The sequence below is a fragment of the Dyella sp. ASV21 genome (assembly GCF_016428975.1).
Classification (GTDB): domain Bacteria; phylum Pseudomonadota; class Gammaproteobacteria; order Xanthomonadales; family Rhodanobacteraceae; genus Dyella.
In genome coordinates this window covers 1-344 of sequence record NZ_JAELTT010000286.1, presented here as the reverse complement: position 1 = coordinate 344, position 344 = coordinate 1, and the positions used below count along the sequence as shown (strand labels likewise).

Genomic DNA, 344 nt, shown 5'->3' with positions numbered 1-344 from the left:
GGGTTGCGGTTTCAGCCGGTCGTTGCAACAAATTGATGAAATCGTTCGGCCGGTGTTTCGAAGTTTAGAGTCTTTCGCGGCCTTCCGTTCAAACGCCTGGCCACGGCATTGAGTTGCCCTTGCGTAACCCCGGAGAGATCCATGCCCTTGGGGAAATACTGCCGCAGAAGGCCGTTGGTGTTCTCGTTCGAACCCCGCTGCCATGGGTTGTAGGGATCGCAGAAATAAACCGTGATGTCGGTGGCCAACGTGAAGCGCTGGTGTTGGGCCATCTCCGACCCTCTATCCCAAGTCAGCGATCGAAACAGCTCCTGCGGAAGTTTGCGTGCGTGTTTGATCAACTG

Annotated in this window: 1 protein-coding gene; it reads right to left on the bottom strand. The window is 55.8% G+C overall.

The window, feature by feature from the left end:
• Nucleotides 1-11 precede the first annotated feature (11 nt).
• The coding region (locus JHD67_RS21710) for an IS30 family transposase (RefSeq protein WP_199101202.1) at nucleotides 12-344 on the bottom strand (333 nt) is incomplete at its 5' end.